Raw genomic sequence first — 22,743 nt, 5'->3', positions numbered from 1 at the left:
GTCACCAGTTTTTACAGTGTAACTACTTGTTCTCTTTTTTCTCTTCCGTCTCTCTTACTTCAGAGAAATCTGCTTCCTCCCCAGCCTCCATACCATAGCTAGGATTTCTATCCATACGAGTGAATGTATCCACATCATCCTCGTCTTCAAATCGCTTTACAAGAATTGGTATCGTAATCAGCCCAGCAAGCCCAACGAGTGCATAAATCCATCGAGATAAGACCGCCGTTTGTCCACCAAATAAATAAGCCACTAAATCAAATCTAAAGAATCCAATGAGTCCCCAGTTGATTGCACCTATAATGACTAATACTAAAGCGATTCTATAAAGCACGCTCATGTGTACACCTCCTTTATCGTCAATACTCCAAGCTATATTTCTTAGCAGGGAGGTGTCATAAGAAGCGATAAAATGACAAAGACTAGTCATTACAACCGCCATTTTGACGGTCTTATTTTTTGCAATAACGTCTTTTTTATACTGTGTACAAATGGCGTAAGGATATACGCCGATGAACGGCATTACTTGGATGGATTTTTATGTGTTTGCTCGTGCTGAAGCAACCATTCTTTGCGCCACATCCCGCCACCATAACCTGTCAACGTTCCATTGGAGCCGATAATTCGATGACATGGCACAACAATGCTGATATTATTTTTACCATTTGCACTACCGACAGCCCTTACAGCTTTTTCATTGTTAATAGCAATGGCAATATCCTTATATGAAGCCGTTTCACCAAAGCCTACACTCGGCAAGACATGCCAAACAGCTTGTTGAAAATCTGTACCTTGAAATACATAAGGAAATGAGAACTCCTGACGTTCACCTAAAAAATACTCGTGCAATTGCTTAACACATTCTAATAAAACTTGAGGTGTGTCTTGCTGAGGAATATTGATCATCTGCTCTCGTTCTGCAAAGTTAATGGCATCAATTGCAGTAGCACTTCCCTCTACTTCAATAATTCCAATGGGTGATTGATAATCTAATTTATATCGTTTCATACAGTGACCTCCATAAATAAAAAGTGGCATAAGCTTGCCAGCCTTGCCAATGTTTCGCATAGTTCTTCATTTCTTCAATCGTTGGTTTTCGTTCTAATGCTAGTTGGATTTTCAAAGCATTATGCAGACCAACATCTGCTATTGGAAATGCAGTCGGTTGTTGTAAACATTTCATAAGCACATAATCTGCTGTCCATGCACCAATTCCTCGAATGTCCATTAAACTTTTTTTCATGGCTTCGTAGTCTTTTTTTTGACGCAACAAATCTTTTGTCAATTGACCATTTGCTATACTCTTGGCAATATCAATAATATATTCTGATTTCCTTAGTGTAAATTGGAGTCTTTGCAAATCATCCGTCTGAATAGCAGCTATTTTTTCTGGGGTTGGAAATAGCCAGTAGCTTTGTCCTTCAAAGTGAACATGCTCTCCAAAATGCTCGACAAATCGCTTTTTTAACGTATAGGCGAATGTTAAATTAATTTGTTGTCCGATAATGGCCCAAACCAAGGCCTCAAATAAATCAGGAATTCCGATTAATCGTAATCCTGCATATTTTTTCGTAAGTGGCTGCAAGATTGGATCTTTTTCAGCCATCTGATAATAGCCCTGCAAATCCTTTGTGAAATCAAACCACTCTGTGACATATTGTACGATTGTTGCGTGTTCATGGCTAGACGGCTGATTCATCGGAAATATCACTTTTATATTATTTGCTTGCTCCGTTATTTTACATAAAATTAGCTGCTCATTAATCTTTAGTAATTTATAGAGCACATCATCTTTCATATGATGAAGAACTTCTTGATTTGAACGCTTTAAGAACTGCAAACACTCCGTATAATTGAATTCTTTTGGTGGCTCGATGACTATACAACAATCTTCATTCTTCCATTTCATCTCATGGTTCCTTCCTATGATAGGTTTCGATATTCTGTAGGGGAGCAATTTTTCAACCGTCGAAAAACTTTATAAAAGTTAGATGGACTTTGAAAGCCTGCTTCATAACAAATTTCTAAATTTGTATAGTCTGTATGTTTTAATAGATGTGCAGCCTTATCAATTCGTATTTTCTCTAAATACGTTCGGGGTGTTTCAGCAGTTTCTTGCTTAAATAGACGTTCAAGATGAAATGGACTGATGCCTACATGCTCCGCCATATCCTGCAATGTCACGCTTTGCTTATATTCGTTAATGATAAAAGCTGTCACATTTTTAATCAATTGCGTATGTGGTGAATATTCGATTTCAGGTTGACATCGTTTACATGCCCGATAGCCAGCCGCCTCTACCTCTCGGATATCTTCATAAAATTCAACGTTTATCTTTTTTGGTTTTCTGGATTTACAAGAAGGACGGCAATAAATTTTAGTAGTCTTAACCGCAGTATAAAATAGCCCATCATAGGTTTGATCACAAGCGATGATTTTTCCCCACTTCTCCTCAAAGGATAAATTGATTGCATTGTCCACGAATATATCACCTCATTTTCATCGATTATACATATAAAGAAGAAGTATCTTGTTCTTTTAATAATTGTGCGGCATGCTGAGTTAAATGCGCAATGATTTTATCTGAAAGTGCATTGCCAAAACTAAAACGCTTTACCCCTAATTCTTTTAATAACTTGACATCCGATAAACCAGGTAAAGAAAGGAGATTAATAGGTGCATTTACAGTACGAGTCATCGCCCTTATTTCATTGACATCTGTTAAGCCAGGGATAAATATACCACTTGCTCCACTCTCAATATACGCTTTTGCTCTTGTTATTGTTTCCTCAAATGGTTGCTCCAACTGAAAATACGTATCTGTTCGGGCATTAATAAAGAAATCTTTATAGCCATGGTTATCTAATTCTTTCCTCATGTTTGTTAACAAATGACCATGTTTAGTTATGCTTCTTAAGCCTGTTTGCTGTTTAAGGGAATCTTCAATGTTAATCCCTGCTACCCCAACATCCGCCGTTCTTAAAACATTGTCGATAATACTCTGTTCATCATGACCATACCCCGCTTCAATATCTGCCGACACGGGTATGTTCACTTGCTCTGTAATCGATTGAATAATGGTTAGATGTCGTTGAAAATCAATCTGTTCACCGTCCGCATAGCCAAGCGAGTTAGCTATACCCCAGCTTGTTGTGCCAATTGCTTGAAAGCCTGCTTTTTCTAATGTTAATGCCGATAACACATCCCAGGCATTCCCTATAAATAATAGCTCTTGTGAAAAATGTAAGTCATTGAATTCCAGAATTTTTGACATAATGAAAGCCTCCATACTGTTTGTTAGACCTCATATTATCAGGAACTATCCGTTTATTTCGTCCTCAATCTTGCTGTTATGGTCTATAATAATGTTGTGATAATTTTCTTATAATAGACTATCCAGTTGTTTGCATATAATCTAGTAACTGTAGAATAGGAGCAATTGCCCTTTCATGGAAAACAAAATAATCAGAAAAATAAATTTCTTTATTCTTTTTATCCTATTCATGTTCGCCCTGATCCCCCCTGTCAGCGCAATGAGCCCAACGGATGAACTGCTCGATCCTATTATTTTAGGACAACATTATGATATTTTTCGAGACACTTCCAAAAAGGTCTCCATCGAAGATTTATTAAGTGGTGTCCATGACCATTCTTTTGTGGCTAGTAATCATCCATATCCATTCTTCTGGCATACAAAGGATACCATTTGGTTACGGTTATCCATGGATAACATTTTAATAAATAAAGAGGAATCCTATTGGCTAGAGGTAACAGATAAATTAGATCGCATTGATATGTATGTAGTGAAAGCAGATGGCACCTACGATGTGCAAAAAAGAGGAATCGCCAATCTTGGGGAGCAATCGATTCCCTCACGATCTAATTTATTTCAAATCAATGATCCTGCTGTTCGTGAAATTTATATGAAGTTAGACGGGGCTTTACCATTAAGTTTAACATCCTATCTTTATACTGAAATCAGTTTTACCAACAAGATTAGTGAATATAAATTTTTAACAGGGATCTTTTATGGTTTTTTATCCGCCCTCTTAATTTATAATTTATTTTTATATTTTTCATTAAAAGATAAGGCGTATTTCTTCTATGTTTTATATATGCTGAGCTTTATTTTCTATCAAGCTACGTTAAATTCATTAGACATCGAATTATTGGGATCATGGTTGCCTCAAGTGTTCTTTATCAAATCTTTAACAGTCAGTGGGAATCTTTTGCTTGTATTTATGCTTCTATTTTGCATTCAGTTTCTAGAGTTAAAAAAATATTTACCGTTGTTCCATAAAATAGGGAAATTGCTTTTATGGATCACACTCTGTTCTTTAATGGCCTCTTTTATCATTCCTGATGTGTCCATCACCAATAATTTTACAACTAGCTTTGCTGTTGTTATCTTTATCTTTTTATGGTCGTCAGGCATTTTCGTTTTAGTAAAAGGCCAAAAAATGGCTCGATTTTATTTAATTGGTTGGACGGTTTTACTAGGCTCCATTATCGTTCAAGCATTAGCCTTTTTAAGTGTGATCCCGTTCCATCCACGTATATTTGAGGAGGTTCCGGCCATTGGAGCTATTTTTGAATCGATCTTTTTATCTTTAGCTTTAGGAGATAAAATCAACATTATTAAGAAAGAACATCAAATCATGCAAGAAACGTTAAATGAGCAACTTGAAGAGAAAGTTCAAGAACGCACTCAAGAGCTTGAATTAGCAAAGCTTAAGTTGGAAGCATTAGCTAACACGGATCGTCTGACACAAATTCCAAATCGTGTACGTCTAGATGATGTATTAGAAAAAGAATTGGAACAAGCTAAAAGAAATGGAACACCACTCTCTATTATTCTTTTAGATATTGATTACTTTAAAGCCGTCAATGATGAATATGGGCATCAGGTAGGCGATATCGTATTACAAAATGTAGCAGAGCTATTGAAAAATAATGTACGAGCTGGAGATATCGTTGGTAGATGGGGTGGTGAAGAGTTTTTAGTCATTTGTCCGTATACTCGTTTAAAGGATGTTGTGCAGCTGTCTGAAAAGCTAAGACAGCTACTTGAACAGCATTCATTTCCAGTTGTTCGTCACAAAACGAGTAGCTTTGGTGTGACATGCTTTGTGATGGGTGATACAATTCATTCCTTATTATCAAGATGTGATAAAGCTTTATATCAGGCCAAACACCATGGTAGAAATCGTGTAGATTTTTTACTGGATGATACAAATTTCGAGACAAAAACAGAGGCGTCATTATCGTGACGCCTCTTCATGTTGTTGAAAAAAGATCATGTCATTAGTAGAAAAAGACCTTTTAGCAAGGTGAGGGGTTGATTTCCGTTCCGCCAGCGTCCTTTCCAGGGGGCGTCCGATGAGCCGCTTCACTCACTTCCGTTCGCTCCAGGGTCTCCTCTGTGACGCTAAATCCCCTAGGAGTGACGCTGGCTCCACTCCAATCAACCATTCTGCAAAGTGTCTTTACTTTTTTCATAGTAGCATAGCGATTAAATAGCCCATTATTTGTATTTTTAGAGGGGATAAGCTCTTATTTTCAATGTGGAGAAGTGATGCGTGACAACACCTCTTCATAAAGAGTCGTGAACACCTTCACTTTATGTGAAAACCTTTGCTAAAAAGGTAACACTTTTGTGGGTTGGAGTGGAAGGCTACTTGACTCCCGTGGGATAGCGAGACAGGCAAGCCACTAAACGGAGCGGTAGCAGAGGAAGCGATTCGGCGCTCGCCCACAGGAAAGCAAGTAGCCTGCAACGGAAATCCGTTTTCACCTTTCACAAAAATTCTATTGTTAGTTTTGTTTTTCAACACTATGCAGAGGCGTCATTATCGTGACGCCTCTTTGTCTTTGTTTACTTATTGATTTAAGATGCCTATTGTTTACTGTGTAAAGGTTTTATTTCTTTAGGAATTGGATTTTGATAAACCTCATTCCCTAAGCGCTCTTTTAGCTCTTGCTTAGCTTGTTCCATTAATTGTGGTTGAGCAAGCATGGCAGCAGCGGTAGCAGCCATTACTTTTCCTGCGTGGAGCATCCCTTTATGAGCAATGGACGTTGTGCCCGTAGCAACGGCCTGCCAAGAATGAAGCTGCGTTCCCTGTGCATGACAGGTCGTTGTACACTGTACAGTAGGAACAACCCAGCTTACATCCCCAACATCCGTTGAACCCGGCATCGTAATATTGGTAAATGCCTGATAATAAGGGAATAAAACGGTCGATAATGGTGAATCTATTTCTTTCGCCATTAATTCTTTATAAGCTGGAATAGCAGCTAGTCCTCCCCCCTGTTTCTCTTGTTCTGAAAGTGTCTCCCTAATGGTAGAAGCAAATTCGTAGTCCTCTTCGCTAAACGTCGGGGTACCTAACTGTGTAAACTGTTCAAACATCACCTGCTGCATGGTATGATTCGGAACGAGATTTGAGCAGGCTTTATCAAAGATTACTTCCACCTTTGTTCCCGTCATTAATGCCGCTCCTTCGGCAATTTGACAGACACGCTCATAAATTTCATTTACTTGACTTGTTTTTGGTGCACGTACTAAATAGAGAACACTGGCATCAGCCTGCACAATATTTGGCGAAAGTCCACCAGTATGGGTGATAGCATAATGCACTCGTGCTTCAGGAATAATATGCTCTCGAAGATAGTTAACCCCAACGTTCATTAATTCAACGGCATCTAGTGCACTACGTCCTAAATGAGGCGCTTGAGCAGCATGTGCTGAACGTCCTGTAAATTTGAAAGATGCTTGTATATTAGCTAAGGAGCTTGTACACATCATTAAGTTTCGATCGGCTGGATGCCAGCATAAGGCGAAATCTACATCATCGAAAAGCCCTGCACGCACCATCAATGTTTTACCTGAGCCTCCTTCTTCTGCTGGACAACCATAATAACGGATGGTACCTGGAATATTGTGCTTTTTCATATGCTCACGTAAAGCTATTGCTGCCGCAAGTGATCCTGTCCCAAGTAGATTGTGCCCACAACCATGTCCATTTCCACCTTCTTGAATAGCTTTCTTAGTGGCAGTACCTGCTTGTTGACTTAAACCTGACAATGCATCATATTCTCCAAGGAAGGCTATGACGGGCTTTCCGCTCCCATAGCTACCAATAAAGGCTGTTTCAAGTTCAGCTACTCCTTTTTCAACATGAAAGCCCTCACTTTCTAAAGCCTTACATAGTAGCTCAGCCGATTGAAATTCCTCAAAGCGAATTTCAGCAAAATTCCAAATTTGATTGCTAATATCTATCAATTGTTCACGTTTTTCTTCAATAGTTTTAGAGATTTCCTCTAGAAAAGTAGACATCATCTTTTATCACTCCATTGTTGTATGTTTTCATTATTGAACAGAAACATTTGTTAATGCTTCATTTTTTGTACGTAGCGTCATAGCTGTCACGATTGGAATAATAATCATCACCATTAAGAACAAAAATGCTGCTGAGTAAGAGCCATTAAATAAAGTAATCACAAATCCCATGACAGATGGAGAAATGGCTCCTGCCATTTGACCTCCGAAATACATAAAGCCAGTTGCTGTCCCAATAACATCATGAGAAAAATATTTAAGTGGTAATGTGAGAATCGTTGTTGTAGCAAATAGGCATCCTGCAGTAGTGATTGATTGGAATAACACGACCATGACAATGGAAGAAGCATTTGTCATAAAAAATAAACTAATTCCTGCAATGAAGGCACCGCCCATTATTAAATACTTCTCCTTGCCCACTGCATGTTTATCGATTAACCAACCTGTAAGCACTACAGCTACAAGAGCTGCTAGCGCAGGAATAATCGATACTGCCCCCATCGCTACCATATCCAAATGTTTCGCTTTTACCATATAAGTAGGCATCCATGAAGTGAGTCCCCAATTGACAATACTTACGCCAAAATACATCAGCATTAACTGCCACAGCATGGGCATTTTGAGTAATTTCTTTAAAGGGACTTTTGTTTTTACTGTCTGTGTGTTTTCCCTATATTGCGTATTTGGCTTTAATAAAAAATAAAGCGCAATGGTTAAAAAGAAGCCTAGTGTACCAAAAATAAAGAACAAATTTCGCCATCCAATGGACATGATTAAAGCGGCAGCTACAATAGCTGAAATCATACTACCTACTGTTGTAGCGGCAGTAAGTGTTGACTTTGCCCGACCGCGCTCTGCTTTCGGAAAATTGTCTGCAATGGCTAACGAACTCGCTGCAGGAAAACTTCCTTCTCCAATGCCGAATAATAAGCGGATGGCAATAAGAGAAATGAATGACCAAGCAAACCCAGTCATGATTGTAAAAATGGACCATAATACAACTGAAATGAGAATCATACTTCTCGCCCCATATTTATCTGAAAGAAAGCCCCCCACTAATTGCATCACCGCATAACTCATGAAAAAAACACTAATAACTAATCCTGCTTGTGTTTCATTTAAGTGAAATTCCTCCGCAATCGGAATAATCGCCACATTCATAGATAACTTATCTAAATAATTTACGATCCATGTAAAAAACAAAATACCTAGAATTATGTACTTCTGTTTACTTACAGTTGATTTTTCCAAAAAAAGTCCCCCTTTGTGAATGTTCTTTTATTTTTGGACATATTTAAGACTGTCCTTAAATGATTATAGTCGATAGTTATTTAAAAAATCAACAAAATTCAAAAAATTCACTTCAATATTGCTATCAACTGTGACTGTCCAATATACTAGAGCTAATAGAAAAACCTAGGAGGAGAATTCATTTTGATTCGAATCGGTGTGATTGTGGCGCATAATTCGCTACAAGATGTTTTACCAGTTAAAGAAAAATTAACAGATCGTTGCGAGCTAACTTTTTTTACATATAAGAAGCTATCTGAAATAAAGCCACTCTATTTAGAAAACTATTTATTTTTCGATGCCATTGTGATGAATGGACTTGCACATTTAGTCCTACAAAATGCAAACGTACATTATCAAATTCCCACTCATTATTACATGGCCAATGAACGAGATTTTTATAAAAAGCTCTTTCATATCAGCAGAAAATATCCTAATCTAGACTTCTCTAAAGTAACGTTTGATTTTAGTGGCTATACAGGTTTAATTAAGCTTGAGGAACTCTACGCTAAAGACGAAGAGGCACATCTGATTCATTTAGATATAACAGACAATTTTTATGAGGAGTTATTAGAGAGGCATATTGAATTAAACCATTCAGGGAAAGCGGAATTATCCATTACAGCTTTTAGTAATATATTGGATAAACTTTCCGAGCAAGGTGTGAAAGCGGAGCTAATTACTGCTTCACCTGAAACGATTTTGGAGATATTTGAAAAGGTTATTCTAGAGGTACGTCATAAACAATTGACTGAAAGTATTATGGTGATTGGTAAATTGACAAGTGATGCATTAATTCCTAAAGAAGAAAATACACATGCGGAACTGAATCAGAGCCTTTTGCAAACTGCCTTATTGGAATATTGTAAAAAAAATCATCTAACAATGATAATCCAAAAGCAAAGTGTTCATTTTGAAATCATTACCTCACAAAAAGAATTACTTTTTATCACTAATAATTTTGCTCAGGATACATTAATCGATACTTTATCCGAGCATTTGTCTTTTAGTCTTCATCTTGGCTGGGGAGTTGCACAAAATATTGATGATGCGCGTAAAAAAGCACACACTGCGAATCATGAGGCACAGCAACAAGACATATCATCCTTGATTATTACAGAAGATGGTCAATTTATTAGTCTAGATACAGAGGAAAAAGTTGTTTTACAGAAAATAGAAGATACACCTGAACTGCAACGACTAAGCGAAAAATTAGATATCTCTATTTTGTTCATTCAAAAAATCCTTGCAGTCATTGAAAAAACAAATACCAATGAACTTTCTTCCGCAGATATTGCCCAGCATTTAGGTATTACAATCAGAAGCTCTAATCGCATCTTGAACGAGTTAGAAAGTAAAGGTATTGCCGAACTAATCTATAAAAAGCATGAGAAACTTCGAGGAAGACCAAAAAAGTTTTATAAAATAAATTTTCACAAAAATAAATCTTGATAGCTTCTAAACGTAAAAAAAGATGACCTCGGTTCAAACCAAGGTCATCTTTTTTCTTATAAGAAGGTATCCCTTTATTTTGGACATACCTTTTGAAACTAAATTAAGTAAGGGCCTGTTCCTTCGCAAGCTTTCGCTGTAAGGCAATTTCTTGCCGCTTTTCTTTCGTTACACGTTGCCAAATGACTACTGTAATGAATCCAATAATAGCTAAGCCTAATAAAATACCGAAGAATACTTTATAGCCCGCTGTGCCACCCCAGTAATCTAAACAAGCGCCTGCAATAATCGGCATAAAGATTTCACCACTATAACCAATTATCATCAGTGGCATGGAAACAGTTCCTGTTGATTCTACAGGATAATCGCCTTCTACTAGAATCGCAAAATGCATAGCTTGCAAAGCATACATAGATGTATAGATAATCCCAATGAACACTAAAAGCATAAGGATTAAAGAAGCTTTGCCTGGCAATAGAATAAGCCCTACTAAACCAAGCGCTAATAAAATATAGCCAATTAACACCATATTCGACACACCAATGCGATCGCCTATGATTCCTGCACTAAAACTACCAATTGGACGACAATATTGTGAGAAGTAACCCAAAGCTGCAGCAATTAACGTAGAGGCACCAAATGCGGCTGTTGCATAAGGTGTGATGTAATAATAGCTAATAATCATCGCATAGGACGTAAAGATAAGGATCGTTGCAAGCCAAGTAGTTGGCATCTTCAACACTTTCCAAAGAACTGCCCAATCAAACGATTTACTGCTTTCCTTGTCTTCGGAACTGACAGTTGCTTGGTCAGGATCTTTATACAGCATCATTATCATGAAGCCCAACAAAAGACAAATAACAGAATACACCGTAATAACTGCTGAGAGAGCCATTTTATCACTCATATGTTTCGCAAAAAAAGCAAAGATTCCTAAAATCACAGCAGATTGAATGATATTGGTTACGCCACGTCCACCTTCAAAAAATCCAAAAGCTTTTCCTTGTTCATTTTCAGAGCCTAAAGAACGAACTGCTTTTACTAATGCTCCCCAGAATGTCATAATCGACGTGATTCCCCAAGCAGCATGAATCAATAGAAGGACAGGATATGGTGGATACAATAATAATGTAAACCCTAATAATCCTGTGGCTACTAAAGAAATGGTTAATAAATATTTCGTTTTCCAACGATCTGCACAAAATCCTCCAAAAATATAGGAAATTAAACAACAAACACCATACGCACTACCAAGTGTCCCCATTTGTGTATTGGTTAAATGAAACGCATCCAGAAAGACATCATAATAGTAGTTTCTAAAATAAGGCAATGCGTAAATTAATGCACCTGAAACAGCTAAAATAACTAAAGTAGCTGTATTCTTTTTTAACTTAGCCTCCATATGTTTACCCCTTATATGTTATTTACAAGCCATGACGTTTAATTTTTTGATCCCATTCCTTATGGAAGACCTGTTTATCATTTTCTTTAATAGCCATTTCCCCAACAATTTGGAAGTTTTCTTGTTCAGATTTTTTCGTAACGGTTATATCTGCGTCAATCCACCAGCCTTCACGACCAATTTTCATCTTTTGATAGATTGTATACTGTGCTGACAGTGGATCAGCATTCGTTAATGTTAATTCTCGTTTCAAATTATGTTCTACAGTGATATCAATATCATCAAAGCGATAGATACCTTCACCAAATACGCCTCCAACCCCATCTGTAATACATGTCCATGTATCAGTTAAAATATCATAGGATATAGAACGATCGACTCTTCCTTCTTGTAGCGTTGTGATTGGTGTTAACGGTGCACTTTCAGGATTCATATTAGGTCCTACTACTTGCTGACCATGGAAGGTTGGCAATGATAAGGTAGCCGTTTCAAGATTCAATGTCAATGTAGCATCTTCCGGCATTGGCCAAAACATCGGCCAAAACGTTGTCGCTAAGGATAAGCGTAAACGATGCCCTGCTTTAAATTGATGTCCACAGCAATCTAACTGAACAAAGGCCTTCACTTTTTCACCAGGTGTTAACAGGTCAACACGATCATGCCCATTTAAGTGTGTTAAATTCATCACGCCATAGGATACACGTGTGACAGCTCCATTAGGCGCTACATCTGATAGCTGTGCAAACAGCATTGCATGTGGTTTGTCACTCATTAATTCCACTTCAAATTTTGGATAGCCCACAATCTCTAATGCATTCTCTAGCCTATCCGTTTCAAAAACCATTGCCATTCCATCATCTAATCGTTGGTCTGCTGGACTTTCTCCTAATACGCCAGCTCCCATCCATTCACCTGATAAAAGACCATGATTTTGAGGAGTTTTTAAGAGAACTTGCTCTTGTTGATCGCCGCGATTTTCTACTAGTTTGCCATGTGTCAGTTGATATCCCTTTGTTTGTACCGCTTCCGCAGTTGGCCACGATTCTAATCCAACCCAATAGCCTTTGCTGATTGGTTTCTTAACGGATGGCTCCATGCTTTCTTCTACCCAGACATTCACCATTGGTCCATCCATTACATCATTGTCTATTCCTTTTAACCAATGATCCCACCATTTCACAGCTTCTTGCAGAAAGCCCATTGCTGGACCTGGCACGCCATCATGTGGATAAACATGTGCCCATGGGCCAATGATGCCTTTTCTAGGAACAGAAAGCCCTTCCATTAAACTTAAGACTGTGTTTGTATAAGAATCTTCCCAGCCATCTAACGCAAAAACAGGGATTTCTATGTCATTATAATTCTCACAAACCGAACCATGTTTCCAATAGTCGTCTCTTGTTTGATGCTCCATCCATTGTGCCATCCACAAAGGCATATTTTCTAATCGTTCCATCCATTTATCACGCCAGCTATCGCCAACAATATGTGGATCAATCGGACGAAGCTGGTAGGCTAACATAATAGCGCCCCACCAGAAGTTATCGTTTAATAAACAACCGCCCTTATAGTGAATATCATTATTATAACGATCATCTGTAAAGCCTACTGTAATAATCGCCTTTAACGCCTTTGGTCGACGAGCTGCTACTTGTAGAGAATTAAATCCGCCCCACGATTTCCCCATCATCCCGATATTGCCATCACACCAGCTTTGGCTAGCAATCCATTCAATGACTTCAAGAGCATCATCCTGCTCTTGCTTTAGATATTCATCTTTTAATAAACCGTCTGACTCACCTGAACCGCGCATATCTACTCGCACAACAGCATAGCCATGTCCTGCAAAATAACCGTGCATAGGTTCATCTCTCGCTCTTGTCCCATCTGTTTTACGATAAGGAATATACTCTAAAATGGCTGGTACTTTCTCTCCTGATTTCACTGTCGGAAGCCAAATACGACTAGAAAGCTTTGTGCCGTCTGCTAATTCGATCCATGTGTTTTCGATTGTTTCATATGTACACTCAAATTGTGTCACAATTTTTTTACTCATTGCATAATCCTCCCCTTGTGTCTAAGCACATGATTCTTTGTTCCAACATCCTCTTCGTCTAATTATTCCGAATCTTGATTATTTAGTAATCATGATTATAAAATAATTGTGATTAGTATATCACCTGAAAATCTAATGCACAACTCTGAAATTGACAAAAGCTAATGCTATAATGGAAGCAGGAAATTAAAATTGTTTTGCTATAATAAGTTTAAATTAGCTATAATAAGGTAAATATATACATTTAATTAATGATTTTACATTACTTATTTGTTCGTTAGGGGGATATTACTTTGAAAAAAAAGGAAATACAAAGGAGTCGTATGTGGAAATACTTTGTAGACGCCACTGCGGAAATAATCGAAGAAGAAGGACTGGAAAACGTTACGATCCGAAAGGTTGCCGATAAAGCTGGTTATAACAGTGCAACCATCTATAATTATTTTTCAGAAATCTCGCATCTTCTATTTTTTGCATCGATGAGATGTATGCAAGAATATACTAACGAAGTTGCTCACTACATAGAAAAAGGCAAAGATCCCATTGATAAATACCTATTGGCATGGGAATGCTTTTGCCAGTATTCCTTCAAACAACCTCAGATTTTTCACGCGGTCTTTATCATGGACTTAGGGGAAACACCAGAAGCACTATTGGAAAACTATTATAATTTTTACCCCAATGATTTAATCAATATTCCTGAAGATTTAAAGACCATTTTATTTCAACACAGTCTGACAAAACGAGGACGTTCAATGTTAGAGATCGCTTTAAAAGAAGGCTACTTAACCGAGGGTAATGTAGATGCCATCAATGAAATCACATTATTAATTTGGCAAGGCATGTTTACGAACCTATTGAATAATCGTAAAAGTTATGATGCCGAACAAGCAACGGAAATCGTCATGAAATATATTACTGAAATTGTTCGAAACGCCAACCTTTTTGATGAGCAAAATAAAAACAAGCAACGATAATCATGCTAGCAATATAACATTTCCACTCTTTAACTGCTTAGTATGTATGAAAAAAGATGATATCAACGACAGAAAAAGCAACTTTGCAAGGCGAGGGGTTGATTTCCGTTCCGCCAGCGTCCTTTCCAGGGGGCGTCCGATGAGCCGCTTCACTCACTTACGTTCGCTCCAGGGTCTCCTCTGTGACGCTAAATCCCCTAGGAGTGACGCTGGCTCCACTCCAATCAACCATGCTGCAAAAGTGTCTTTACTTTTTTCATGCTAGTATAGCAATCAAATAACCCATTATTTGTATTCTTAGAGGGGATAAGCTCTTATTTTCAATGTGGAGAAGTGATTCGTTACGACACCCCTCAAAAAATGAGTAGTGAACGCCTTTGCTAAAAAAGTCAGTGGGTTGAAGTGGAAGGCTACTTGACTCCCGTGGGATAGCGAGACAGGCAAAACTCTAAACGGAGCGGTAGCGGAGGAAGCGATTCGGCGCTCGCCCACAGGAAAGCAAGTAGCCTGCAACGGAAATCCATTTCTACCTTTCAATTGACTGTTTTGTTTTTCAACACTAAGAAACCCCTTCTAGCAATGCTAAAAGGGGTTTCTACTATTTTTGCCAATGATTTAGTTCTTTTAACAATTCGGGTAGCTGTAATTTCTTTACATCGATAGGTGGCAATGCTTTAATAAATTCTTTCCCATACGACTTACTAGTAATTCGTCGATCTAGGACAATAAAGGCGCCCTTATCCTGAGAAGAACGAATTAATCGACCAAAGCCCTGTTTAAAGCGCATGATGGCTTCTGGTAAAGAAAGCTCAGTAAAGGAATTGCGCCCTTGAGCAGTTAGATGCTTAGCCCTTGCCTTAAAGACAGGCTCTTCTGGTGAAGAGAATGGTAATCGTACGACAATGACAGAGGCAAGGGCATCCCCTGGAACATCTACACCCTCCCAAAAACTGTTTGTACCAAAAAGAACGGCATGACTAAATTTTTGAAACGATTTTAGAATACGCATACGGCTACCGCCTGTTACACCTTGTGCAAATAGCATGTAATCATCTAAAAGTTCACTATCTTGGATAAGCTCGACTGTTTTTCGTAGCATATCCTGTGCTGTAAAGAGCACAAAGCAACGTCCCTCTGTCATTCGAACAGTCCGCGTAATTGCATGGGCAACAGCCTCAATGTATTCTTCCTGGCTGACATGCTGAATATCTGGCATATCGGTGACAATAAATGCCTTTGCTCCAGCATAGTAGGCTGGCGGAGCTTGCAGTTTCAAGACTTCGACATTATCAGCGATACCTAACTGGCGTGTAACAAAACGCTCATTGCCTGGTACCGTTAATGTGCCGGATGTCCAAACAATACTTGCTTGTTGACGTAATGGTGCTAATACTTGTTCAATTATCGGCGTGACATTGACAGGCTTTTTAAAGACATGGAGACTACCAGGAACACTCCGTACATCAAATTCTAACCAAACAGAATTGCCTTCCTGTGGTGATAGAAAAATATCGTCCCATTCAGCAATTTTTATCTTCACTTCTCGAATCCAATATTGCCATTCTGATAATACATATTGATCGTTTTTATCTAGCTGCTCAATCGCATTTTCGAATGACTGCGTAATGCTAGTAGCGAGATCCAGCCATTGCTGGGTTAGTTTGCTTACTTGTGCAAACGATTCTTTCGCAAGTGAGACATCCTCTAAGAACAAGGTGCATTTACTACCTGCTTGTTTGCCTTTCATTTGCTGTTGCATTTTTTGAACAGCCCTCTGAATGGTTTCATCAAATGTCCGCTGTAAACGTATAAATTGTGCGTCTAGATGCTGCAAATTTTGCATGGCCACTCGCTGTTTTTTCTTCGCTGCTTGGCAAAATTGTTGAAATAGAGCGGTGTCCTCCATCGTGCCAATTTGCCCAAAAATATACTTCCACTGTGTATAGGAGAAGACCACTTCATCCTGCTGCATAGCAGCCTGAATAAATTGATGCGCCTCGTCAATAATCCAGCCATCTATTTCTGTAAAGAGTGGTGTTTGACGCACTAAATCACTTAACACCATGGCATGGTTCGTTACAATACAGTCAGCAACTGCACTGTTCTTTAAAGCTTGCTCATAGAAATCAAAACCCTTTGAAGGCTTGTCATTCGGTATTTTTCGAATTTTTTCTAAAAATAGTTGTCCGCCACCAGAAACATTGAGCTCGCTCAATACACCTGTCTCTGTTTTTGTCAGCCAAACGAGTATTTGTAAAATAGTAAATGTATCATCATAGGATTCATCAGCATGTGCCATACATTGCTCAAAGCGTTCGAGATCAATATAATGCTGCATGCCCTTTAGCACACACAAATTCACTTTTGTTCCAAGGATTTTTTCGATCTTTGGTAACTCCTCTTCTACAAGCTGTTCTTGTAAATAGGAAGTATAAGTGCTGATGGCAATCTTTTTATCGACAGCACGGGCAAATAAGATCGCAGGGAGTAAATAGCCAGCAGTTTTACCAATGCCCGTAGAAGCTTCAATCACGCACTCCTGTTGTTCATGGAATGCCTGCCAAATCGTGTCCATCATGTCAAATTGTGCAGGACGTTCCTCAAAATTCGGCATTGCCTTTGACATTAAAGATATTTTCTCAGCTACTGATTGAGGGTAGGGAATCGTTTCTGTCATATGTTCATGCTTATTTCGGCCATTGCCAATCGCAAAATTACGATAATAATGCACATTCTCACGGCCTGTAATATGCTGGCGTTTAATTTGCAACGCCTCAAAAAAAAGCTGAGAAATATTTGATTTCAAGCGAAATGAACGCTTATGCATCTGTTCAAGCGTTAGCTGTGGCAGACTTAACAGCTCCTTCCAGCAATGCCTGAATAGCTCTGCTGTCGCGCGTGCATCGTCATCCGCTCGATGTGCATTTGCTAGCTCGATATTTAAATCAGCCGCTAAATCCCCTAGCTTAAAACCGAGAGACATAGGAAACAAAATTTTAGCCAGCTCCACCGTATCCATTTTTTTGCCTTGCCATTTCGGAAGTCCGGCACGTTTAAACTCTGCTTGTAAAAAGGATAAGTCAAAATCTGCATTATGTGCGACAAATACACAGTCAGCAAGTAGCTCATATATGTAATCCGCATGCGCTTCAAATGGTAAAGCATCCTTTACATCCTCATTCGTTATATGCGTTAAATCTTGAATGAAAGTTGGAATTGCTTTCCCAGGATTAATGAACTTAGTATAGGTACGCTCAATTTCCCAATCCTTCATAATAACAACGGCAATTTGAATCATCCGGTCCCCATTGGCTGGTGAATGACCAGTTGTCTCCAAATCTACAATTGCATATTTTTGACTTTCCATCATACATCTCAACTCACAGTTCACATTAGATAAGTTGAATTTTATCATATAATTGGCTCCTAGGCATCCTTTCTCCCCTTTGTTAAATCACTGCATCCATACAAAAAAACGCAGCCTTAGAGAAAGCCTCTAAGGTTGCGTAAATGAATAGTACTTGATTGTTTACTTAAAGAATGTCAAGCTTATTGTTTTTTTGCAACATCAACAATACGACCTTCTGATGTTGTTTTCACTTCTTTAAGTGATAGTAATTGCTCTTGAAGGTTTTCCCAATCAGATAAGCCTAAATCTGTAACACGACCTTCTTCATATGCTTTAGCAAACATATCTAGGCCATCTCCACCTTTAGCAGTATAGGCATTTGTAGCTACTGTGTAAGTTTTACCATCTTCAATAGCAACGTATTTACCTGTTGCTTTATCTAAATATTCGATAGATACAACACGTGAGCCTACTTCTTTTGACGAATCATATTGTAATTTCGCTCCAGCAATGTGTAAGAAGCCACCATTTTCTTTAGGTGCATTTTTCAAGGACACTTCAAATGCTGCTTTTAGCTCAGCACCTGTTGCATCCATTAATGCTAAAGTGTTACCGAATGGTAATACTGTAATTACTTGACCAACTGTAATATTCCCAGCTGGAATTGCTTCACGAATACCACCGCCATTTTGTAATGCCATTACAACCGTTTTATCAGTATATTTTTGTGCCTTTGCTAGCATACCGTCTGTAATGATATTACCTAGGGCTGTTTCATTACTACGCACACTTTCAAGACTTGTTTCACTTGCACGTGGGTTAGCTAAAGCTTCTTTTAGTGTTACACCGATTTCTTTGTTGTTCACTTCATCTACTTTTGCTTTATAAGGTGCTAGTAATTTCACTAATGTCTCGTCTTCAGCTACCTTACCAAGGTCGATTAACTCGCCACCATATTCAGTAACTACACCATCTCCATCAAATGTTACATCAAGCGTACCTAAGTATTTTACATACTCATTGGCCTGTACAATTAATGTAGCATCCTTTGCTTCACCTACTGTATTTGTATCAACAACAAATGGCTCGTCTAATTTTGTATGATCATGTGCACCAACAATGACATCAATGCCTGGTACATTTTTAGCTAGTAAAATATCATTATCAACATTCGGATTATCATTGTAGCCAATATGTGTTAAAGCGATAATTTTGTTGACACCCATTCCTTCAAAGGCTGCCACTGCTTTTTTCGCTTCCTCAATATAATTTGTAAATGTTACTTTATCAGGAGAAGCAATATCAACCGTTTCCTCAGTCGTTAAGCCGAAAATACCTACTTTTTCTCCATCAATTTCTTTTACAATACCAGAATAAATTTTACCATTTTCAGGCTCACTTGAAATTAAATCAGTAAATAAACCTGTGAATTTAGCATCTGCTGAGAAATCAGTATTAGCATCTACAAATGGGAATTTAGCCCCTTTAACAAAATCCGCTAATGCTTGATGACCTTCAGGAGAGGCACCTAAATCAAATTCATGGTTACCAAATACCATTGCATCAAAGCCAATTTCATTTAATAGCGCTAGGTCTGCTTGTCCATGGAATTCATTAAAATATAAAGTACCATTGAATGCATCGCCAGCATGTAATGTTAAAACATTTTTCTTTGCTTCTCTTTGTTCTTTTACAGCTGTCGCCAATTTAGGTAATTCATTTGCACGAGCATGTGTATCGTTCACGTGTAAAATCGATAATGAGAATGCATCTTCTGGTGTTTCAGGAGTCTCTGGTGTTTCTGGGTTTGATTTTGTTAGAGCTTCTGCAATGAACGTTGCCAGTTGTCCACGTGTAACTTTTTCACTAGCCTCATGATTTTTTGCACTTTCTAGCTCTGGTAATGTTGGAATAGATGCTAAGATTTTTGCTAAATCACCATGTGTAATAGTTTGGTTTGGACGGAAAGTATTATCTCCATAGCCTGTAATGACATTTAATCCTACAAGCGCTGCAATCGAGCCATAATAAGGATTTGATGCACTAATATCCGTAAATTTTGGATCCTCTACTTCTTTAGTATCCAATTTTAATGCGCCTGCAATCATTTTTGCAGCTTGTCCACGTGTGACATTTGTATCTGGTTTGAATGTACCATCTGGGTAACCACTGATAATCCCTGCTGCATAAAGTGTAGCAATGCCTTCAAAATCTGCATGACTTTCCTTTACATCTGAAAAAGGACTTGCTGCCGATGCTGGTACTACCGCTACCGCTGTTACGGCTAATGCTGCCGCAGTAACTGTTAAAAATTTGTTACGTTTATTTTCCATGACAAATGATACCTCCACTAGTAAAATGATGTACTAACAACTAAATTCTACATAAATATTACACAAAATACTAGAACATTTGTAAAATTATAATTTTAAAAACTAGTTTAATAGTAATGAAAGCAAAATTTTACCAGTTGCTTTTATTACAAATTCAATCGTAAAAAAGGAGGATTGGCTATGATTTGCCATCCTCCTCTCTGGTATTAAATTTATACTATGGCTGAATTCACATCACTGTTGCCTCTGGTTCGTGTGCAATCATTTCCTTAATCGTATTGCCCTCTCCCATGATGGCTACAGTTGGTTGATGATCTTTAGCCTCCTGATTATCTACATACACATAGGAAATAATGATGACAATATCACCACGCTGTACAAGTCTTGCTGCTGCGCCATTGACACAAATCACACCTGAACCTCGTTCACCAGCAATAATATATGTTTCAAAACGAGCGCCATTATTATTATTAACGACATGTACTTTTTCGTTTGCCAGCATACCTACTGCATCTAAAATATCTTCATCAATTGTTATGGAGCCTACGTAGTTTAAATCCGCCTGTGTCACTGTTGCACGGTGGATTTTACTATTCATCATCATACGTAACATTTTATAGTCCCTCTTTCACAGTAAAAATACAATTGTCGATTAAGCGTGTTTTACCTATATAAACAGCTGCTGCCAACAGAACTTGCTGTGTTGTAGCTGTCACTGGTGTTAAATCGGGGTATGCCAATAATTCTATATAATCAATTCGTCCATGTGTTCTTGCATGAATATGAGCTTTTGCTTTTGCAAGTGCGCTATCAGCATCACCATTCGCTAAAAAGCTATCGCGTGCCAATTGTAATGCTTCATTGATCGCTGGAGCCTCTTGTCGCTCTGACGCACTTAAATAGACATTACGTGAAGATTTCGCTAAACCGTCCTGCTCACGCACAATTGGGACAATGCGCATTTCTAAAGGGAAATTAAAATCACGTATCATCGTCGCAATAATCGCAACCTGCTGTGCATCTTTTTGACCGAAATAAGCCCGTGTTGGCAGTGTTAAATGGAATAATTTAGAGACAACCTGTAAAACACCGTCAAAATGACCAGGGCGACTCGCACCACAAAGAATCGTGGCCTGCTCACCTGCATGTAGACGAATGCCTCCATCTTGGGGATACATTTCGTCCACACTTGGCGCGAACACAATATCAACACCGACAGATTCAGCTAATGCCGTATCCCTTGGCAAATCACGAGGATAACTTTCAAAATCTTCATTTGGCCCAAATTGCGTTGGATTGACGAATATACTCATCACAACGACATCATTTTCTACACGAGCTGTTTGTGCTAATGTTAAATGACCTTCATGTAAATAGCCCATCGTTGGAACAAGTCCAATCGTTTTTTGAGCCTGCTTAGCTGCTTGAATTTCTACGGCTAATGCCTGTATAGTCGTGACGACTTTCATCATTTAACGCCTCCATATAGCTGATCTAACGCTTCCTCTTTCATTGTGAAGAAATGCTTTGGAGCTGGGAAAGTACCCGCTTTCACCTCTTCTACGTAACGAATCATACCCGTGCTTGCTTCTTTGCCCATATCAGCAAATTGTTTAACAAATTTCGGTACATGGTGCGAACCGTAGCTTAGCATGTCATGATACACCAGCACTTGTCCATCAGCCTCTACACCTGCGCCTATGCCAATGGTTGGAATAACAAGACTAGCTGAAACAATCTCTGTTAGCTGATGAGGAATACATTCTAACACGACTGCACATGCACCAGCCTCTTCGCATTGTTTTGCTTCTTCGATCAGTGTAGCCGCCTGTTCAGCTGTTTTCCCTTGCACCTTATAACCACCAAGCACTCCCGCTGATTGTGGCAATAAACCTAAATGAGCTACTACTGGAATACCAGCTGACGTTAATTTACGAATGACAGGTAGAACCTCTCCTGCCCCCTCAACCTTTAAAGCATCTGCTCCTGTTTGTTGCATCATCGCAATGGCTGTTTTTAGTGTCTCATTGACATCGCCATGATAAGAACCAAATGGCATATCAACGACCATAAACGTATCCTTTGCCCCTCGTCTTACTGCTTTTGCATGATGAACCATATCCGCTACAGTCACGGGCATTGTAGAATCATAGCCGAGCACAACCATTCCAAGTGAATCTCCGACTAGTATCATCTCAACACCAGCGTCTTCTGCGAATTTAGCAGCTGGATAATCATAGGCCGTCACCATCACGATTTTCTCGCCCGCCGCTTTCATCTTTAAAAAATCTGTCGTCGTTTTCATTTTGTAGTCCTCCTTTTTTCAAGGAAGAAAACAGAAAAACCCTTCTGTGCCGAAAATGGACAGAAGGGTAGTGTGTCGTTCAATGATAAAAAGACCCCATGAAGAGGTAATAGCTTGTAAAATAAAAGCTATATTTGAACGTATCGTTTTCTTCCGTCCCTGTCTGAAAAGATCAAGGCAGATATTTGTTCGTATAGTCTGTTGCGTTTTTGAAGGTGCCGTTCACAATGGATACTG

The 22,743-nt window shown here is 38.6% G+C and carries 17 protein-coding genes; 3 read left to right on the top strand and 14 right to left on the bottom strand.

What is annotated here, in order from left to right:
- Positions 1 to 22 precede the first annotated feature (22 nt).
- From MHB65_RS08030 to MHB65_RS08010, 5 genes are all read right to left on the bottom strand, one after another.
- Positions 23 to 340 (bottom strand): DUF378 domain-containing protein, encoded by a 318-nt coding sequence (locus MHB65_RS08030; RefSeq protein WP_205442399.1) that lies wholly within the window; start codon positions 338 to 340, stop codon positions 23 to 25.
- Positions 341 to 522: 182 nt separating this feature from the next.
- Complete coding sequence (locus tag MHB65_RS08025) at positions 523 to 1,008, bottom strand: methylated-DNA--[protein]-cysteine S-methyltransferase (protein ID WP_342443043.1); 486 nt, start codon at positions 1,006 to 1,008, stop codon at positions 523 to 525.
- Entirely contained in the window at positions 995 to 1,909 is a 915-nt protein-coding gene (locus tag MHB65_RS08020) for a DNA-3-methyladenine glycosylase (RefSeq protein WP_342443042.1), read from the bottom strand. Before MHB65_RS08020 ends, MHB65_RS08025 begins: the two co-directional genes overlap by 14 nt.
- A gap of 14 nt (positions 1,910 to 1,923) precedes the next feature.
- A complete protein-coding gene (locus MHB65_RS08015) occupies positions 1,924 to 2,481 on the bottom strand; it encodes an Ada metal-binding domain-containing protein (protein ID WP_342443041.1) in 558 nt (185 codons plus the stop codon).
- 25 nt (positions 2,482 to 2,506) lie between these two features.
- Positions 2,507 to 3,274, bottom strand: a complete 768-nt coding sequence (locus MHB65_RS08010; protein ID WP_342443040.1) for an isocitrate lyase/phosphoenolpyruvate mutase family protein — start codon at positions 3,272 to 3,274, stop codon at positions 2,507 to 2,509.
- 175 nt (positions 3,275 to 3,449) lie between these two features.
- Between MHB65_RS08010 and MHB65_RS08005 the strand changes: the two genes are divergently transcribed.
- Positions 3,450 to 5,270, top strand: coding sequence for a diguanylate cyclase (locus tag MHB65_RS08005; protein WP_342443039.1), 1,821 nt, complete (start codon positions 3,450 to 3,452; stop codon positions 5,268 to 5,270).
- 626 nt (positions 5,271 to 5,896) lie between these two features.
- Here MHB65_RS08005 and MHB65_RS08000 read toward each other — a convergent pair.
- The gene (locus tag MHB65_RS08000; protein ID WP_342443038.1) at positions 5,897 to 7,342 is read right to left on the bottom strand and encodes a M20 family metallopeptidase; all 1,446 of its coding nucleotides are present in this window, start codon (positions 7,340 to 7,342) and stop codon (positions 5,897 to 5,899) included.
- 30 nt (positions 7,343 to 7,372) lie between these two features.
- A complete protein-coding gene (locus MHB65_RS07995; protein WP_342443037.1) occupies positions 7,373 to 8,593 on the bottom strand; it encodes an MFS transporter in 1,221 nt (406 codons plus the stop codon).
- A gap of 183 nt (positions 8,594 to 8,776) precedes the next feature.
- On the opposite strand from MHB65_RS07995, the gene MHB65_RS07990 reads away from it, so the two are divergent.
- Positions 8,777 to 10,084 carry a winged helix-turn-helix transcriptional regulator gene (locus MHB65_RS07990; protein WP_342443036.1) on the top strand — a complete coding sequence of 436 codons (1,308 nt, stop codon included), beginning with the start codon at positions 8,777 to 8,779 and terminating at the stop codon, positions 10,082 to 10,084.
- A gap of 103 nt (positions 10,085 to 10,187) precedes the next feature.
- Here the strand turns inward: MHB65_RS07990 and MHB65_RS07985 are convergent, their stop codons facing one another.
- Positions 10,188 to 11,486: an MFS transporter gene (locus MHB65_RS07985; RefSeq protein ID WP_342443035.1), complete on the bottom strand. Its 1,299-nt coding sequence runs from the start codon at positions 11,484 to 11,486 to the stop codon at positions 10,188 to 10,190.
- Positions 11,487 to 11,508: 22 nt separating this feature from the next.
- Positions 11,509 to 13,542 carry a CocE/NonD family hydrolase gene (locus MHB65_RS07980; RefSeq protein ID WP_342443034.1) on the bottom strand — a complete coding sequence of 678 codons (2,034 nt, stop codon included), beginning with the start codon at positions 13,540 to 13,542 and terminating at the stop codon, positions 11,509 to 11,511.
- Positions 13,543 to 13,835: 293 nt separating this feature from the next.
- Here MHB65_RS07980 and MHB65_RS07975 point away from each other — a divergent pair, with 293 nt between their 5' ends.
- On the top strand, positions 13,836 to 14,519 hold the full coding sequence (locus tag MHB65_RS07975; protein WP_342443033.1) for a TetR/AcrR family transcriptional regulator: 684 nt from the start codon (positions 13,836 to 13,838) through the stop codon (positions 14,517 to 14,519).
- 598 nt (positions 14,520 to 15,117) lie between these two features.
- Here MHB65_RS07975 and dinG read toward each other — a convergent pair.
- From dinG to panB, 5 genes are all read right to left on the bottom strand, one after another.
- Entirely contained in the window at positions 15,118 to 17,889 is a 2,772-nt protein-coding gene (gene dinG, locus MHB65_RS07970; RefSeq protein WP_342443032.1) for an ATP-dependent DNA helicase DinG, read from the bottom strand.
- A 179-nt stretch (positions 17,890 to 18,068) separates the two neighbouring features.
- The gene (locus MHB65_RS07965) at positions 18,069 to 20,201 is read right to left on the bottom strand and encodes a 5'-nucleotidase C-terminal domain-containing protein (RefSeq protein WP_342443031.1); all 2,133 of its coding nucleotides are present in this window, start codon (positions 20,199 to 20,201) and stop codon (positions 18,069 to 18,071) included.
- A gap of 229 nt (positions 20,202 to 20,430) precedes the next feature.
- On the bottom strand, positions 20,431 to 20,814 hold the full coding sequence (gene panD / locus MHB65_RS07960) for an aspartate 1-decarboxylase (protein ID WP_205442390.1): 384 nt from the start codon (positions 20,812 to 20,814) through the stop codon (positions 20,431 to 20,433).
- A gap of 1 nt (position 20,815) precedes the next feature.
- Positions 20,816 to 21,670: a pantoate--beta-alanine ligase gene (gene panC / locus MHB65_RS07955; RefSeq protein ID WP_342443712.1), complete on the bottom strand. Its 855-nt coding sequence runs from the start codon at positions 21,668 to 21,670 to the stop codon at positions 20,816 to 20,818.
- Entirely contained in the window at positions 21,670 to 22,506 is an 837-nt protein-coding gene (panB, locus tag MHB65_RS07950; RefSeq protein ID WP_342443030.1) for a 3-methyl-2-oxobutanoate hydroxymethyltransferase, read from the bottom strand. Before panB ends, panC begins: the two co-directional genes overlap by 1 nt.
- Positions 22,507 to 22,743: the final 237 nt, after the last annotated feature.

Origin of the sequence: Lysinibacillus sp. FSL K6-0075 (assembly GCF_038592945.1) — a bacterium.
Taxonomy (GTDB): Bacteria; Bacillota; Bacilli; order Bacillales_A; family Planococcaceae; genus Lysinibacillus; species Lysinibacillus fusiformis_F.
Note: the sequence above shows the minus strand (reverse complement) of the source record. Positions and strands in the feature narration are given on the sequence as shown.

What these genes read in the sequence shown, in the direction of transcription:
- dinG (WP_342443032.1), bottom strand. Translation starts at nt 17,889, where the DNA reads ATGATGGAAAGTCAAAAATATGCAATTGTAGATTTGGAGACAACTGGT.
- MHB65_RS08010 (WP_342443040.1), bottom strand. Translation starts at nt 3,274, where the DNA reads ATGTCAAAAATTCTGGAATTCAATGACTTACATTTTTCACAAGAGCTA.
- MHB65_RS08030 (WP_205442399.1), bottom strand. Translation starts at nt 340, where the DNA reads ATGAGCGTGCTTTATAGAATCGCTTTAGTATTAGTCATTATAGGTGCA.
- MHB65_RS07985 (WP_342443035.1), bottom strand. Translation starts at nt 11,486, where the DNA reads ATGGAGGCTAAGTTAAAAAAGAATACAGCTACTTTAGTTATTTTAGCT.
- MHB65_RS08005 (WP_342443039.1), top strand. Translation starts at nt 3,450, where the DNA reads ATGGAAAACAAAATAATCAGAAAAATAAATTTCTTTATTCTTTTTATC.
- MHB65_RS07965 (WP_342443031.1), bottom strand. Translation starts at nt 20,201, where the DNA reads ATGGAAAATAAACGTAACAAATTTTTAACAGTTACTGCGGCAGCATTA.
- MHB65_RS08025 (WP_342443043.1), bottom strand. Translation starts at nt 1,008, where the DNA reads ATGAAACGATATAAATTAGATTATCAATCACCCATTGGAATTATTGAA.
- panD (WP_205442390.1), bottom strand. Translation starts at nt 20,814, where the DNA reads ATGTTACGTATGATGATGAATAGTAAAATCCACCGTGCAACAGTGACA.
- MHB65_RS08000 (WP_342443038.1), bottom strand. Translation starts at nt 7,342, where the DNA reads ATGATGTCTACTTTTCTAGAGGAAATCTCTAAAACTATTGAAGAAAAA.
- MHB65_RS07980 (WP_342443034.1), bottom strand. Translation starts at nt 13,542, where the DNA reads ATGAGTAAAAAAATTGTGACACAATTTGAGTGTACATATGAAACAATC.
- panB (WP_342443030.1), bottom strand. Translation starts at nt 22,506, where the DNA reads ATGAAAACGACGACAGATTTTTTAAAGATGAAAGCGGCGGGCGAGAAA.
- MHB65_RS08020 (WP_342443042.1), bottom strand. Translation starts at nt 1,909, where the DNA reads ATGAAATGGAAGAATGAAGATTGTTGTATAGTCATCGAGCCACCAAAA.
- panC (WP_342443712.1), bottom strand. Translation starts at nt 21,670, where the DNA reads ATGAAAGTCGTCACGACTATACAGGCATTAGCCGTAGAAATTCAAGCA.